The organism is Acidobacteriota bacterium (assembly GCA_003225175.1).
GTDB lineage: Bacteria > Acidobacteriota > Terriglobia > Terriglobales > Acidobacteriaceae > Gp1-AA112.
This window is the reverse complement of the sequence record QIBA01000160.1, coordinates 1-2,415: the sequence shown is the minus strand read 5'-3', so window position 1 is coordinate 2,415 and position 2,415 is coordinate 1. Positions and strand designations below refer to the sequence as shown.

General features: G+C 50.6%; 1 protein-coding gene. It reads right to left on the bottom strand.

Features of this window, described 5'->3' with window-relative positions; genetic code table 11:
- Positions 1–1,541, bottom strand: a 1,541-nt coding sequence (locus DMG62_24020; protein PYY20057.1) for a hypothetical protein, incomplete at its 3' end; no start/stop codon positions are given.
- Between the last annotated feature and the right edge of the window lie 874 nt (positions 1,542–2,415).

The window sequence follows — 2,415 nt, the reverse complement described above, 5'->3', positions numbered from 1 at the left end:
GTTGGTGTTGCAGTGATCGAAACAGTAGCTCCACTGTTCTTCCATCCACTGCTTGGACTCACAGTGCCGCCCGTTGTCCGACCCATCGTCAAGTAGTACTGGGTCGTGAATGTAGCGATATAAGTCATATTCGTAATCGCAGTTATGGCGTGAGATATAGTTTGGCAATCGGTCCAATTTGCCCACACGTACTGAACGCCGGCGCCACGGTTTTGCGGGGAAGTTGTGGCAATCGTATGACTCGAACCGGAGGACCAGGAAAACGTCTGCGTCGACGTATAAGCCACCCCGTCAACCATGAACACAAGACCGACTGGAGTTGTTTGAACAGTCACCTGGACCGTAGGTGTTGGTGTAGGTATAGGTGTCGGCGTAATGGTCGGTGTCGCTGTTGCCGGGCACGGTGTCGGTACCGGTATCGCAAGCATGTCGGTACGCCGTGGAGTGATGCCTCCTGGTTGGCCCGCATAGGTACCACTGCCGACTATAAACTTCTGCAAGTCAGCATTCTCGAAGTCTACCTTGTATATCTCCATACCACGTATCTTTAGATCAAGCGCGACATGCAGTGTTGCATCGACGTCATCAGGTGAGCTTGCGGGGTTTAAGGTTTCGCCATGCGTCGGGTTAGTCATCCAGTGCAAAAACAGTTCGTTGGCGGGAAGATAGTTCCACCTACTCGTACAACTCTGAAGCGGAGCAACCGAATAGGCAAAGTGGCAATTATAGGTGTTCGCTGCATAGTCGCTGACCTCCCTCATCGATGTAGCCGGATCTTCAGCCGCATTCACTGGGTTGAATGGCGGAACCGGCAATCCCATCACAGTCGTGCTGGTGAAGGCGCTCATGTAAAAGTCGATGATTTGCTTCGATGATGATTTCCAGGCATTTACCTTCTCTATTGTGTTGCCGAGTGCTGCAGTATCCTGCAGTCCGTTTGCAACGTCCCACTCGTCGTGATTACCGATGCCGCCAATTATAACGTAAGATACGGCGGGGTTGTGATCGTAGCGTGCACCAAAATCGGTGATGAATTGCTGCCACCGGGTCATGAACATCGAGTCACCCGGAACCGGAATCTTGGCTCCAACTGGGATCTGATCCACTACGACAGTGTCTACTAATGTGTAGGACTGCACGTTGTAAGGAGGAGCATAGAGCCATTCGGGGCAATGTATGCCAGCATTAATGTGAATTCCGCATGTCTTGTTATTCGTAGCCGCGAACACAACTGCATCGTCTAGGTACTGCCAATTGTAGTTATTTGGCGTTACTTCGATGTCCGACCATCTTACGTCCCAGCGCACGCCATCGCAGTTTGTGTTTTTTATGCTGGGCCCCGCTGCGCTGGCGGCTTGGTTGGACGATGACAGATGGCCTTTCGAGAAGATATACATGCCTTGCGGCGCTGGCTTGAAAGGTAATTGTCCCTGTGCAGTCGGCGAAAGTGCAAAGGATGCGAGTGCAAACGCCGGGAATACCATCAACAAGCGTCGCGCCCATGCAACGTTTCGAATCTCTACCCAGAACAGCTGGCTCAAAACGATTGTTTTTTGTACATACCGAGCGTCTTTCTTGCCTCGACGAATATTCGTTTAACTGCTAATCTGGATTTGGGTCACACGGAATTGAAAAATTCTCCGTAGAAATTGGATTCATGGGAAGGGTTGCGCGTAAACAACATTTCAGCAGAAGGTAGTGGCCTGTGGCTCTGCACATTTTGTGAAAAGCTATGCAGTTTTTGCTGATCGGAGTTGCCTCTCTACCTTGTGTGAACGAGCCCTTTCGTTCACGGTTTCCTGCGGGAAGACGGTCAGGTGGAGCTCTTGGTGGAGACGCCCAACGGACTTAGCGCCGATGGGAGTTTGGCAGACAGCCACAGAAAGTGTCAACAGTATTTTCAGGAAATTCGAAAAATTACGTAGAGCGGACTTCCTTACCTTATCCCTATCGGAGCCGAAGAACACAGCTTTGACGTGACTGCTGGCGAATCGCGGTTTCGAGTTCAAGAAACCCGTTTAGCTTTTGATCGGAGCGCACAAATAAAGCGCCCGGCGTCCTCACGCTCTGTGGCGGCAACCCAAAATTGCCGCCCGGTTTGTGATCCGTGCTTGAGATACAGCCTGAATTCCAACCGGCTTTCTTGAGATTGTTAGTACTCAATCGTGAGCTTTGATCGGTCCTTCAATAATCTCAGGTTTTTGAATTACGAATTTAGATAAATGCTCTTGTATGTAGTCCGCAGCTAAACGCACCGACTCATCAGTCAAGCGCGAATCGCCGATTCCAGTTCCGCAAACGCAATCAGCGTTTCGTCGGCTTACACAACGAGTTGTTCGACCCTATCGAAGGAGTGACAGCAGTGTTATTTTTCGCGGGCTGCGCACATAACAAACGGTGTCTACACTGTCAATA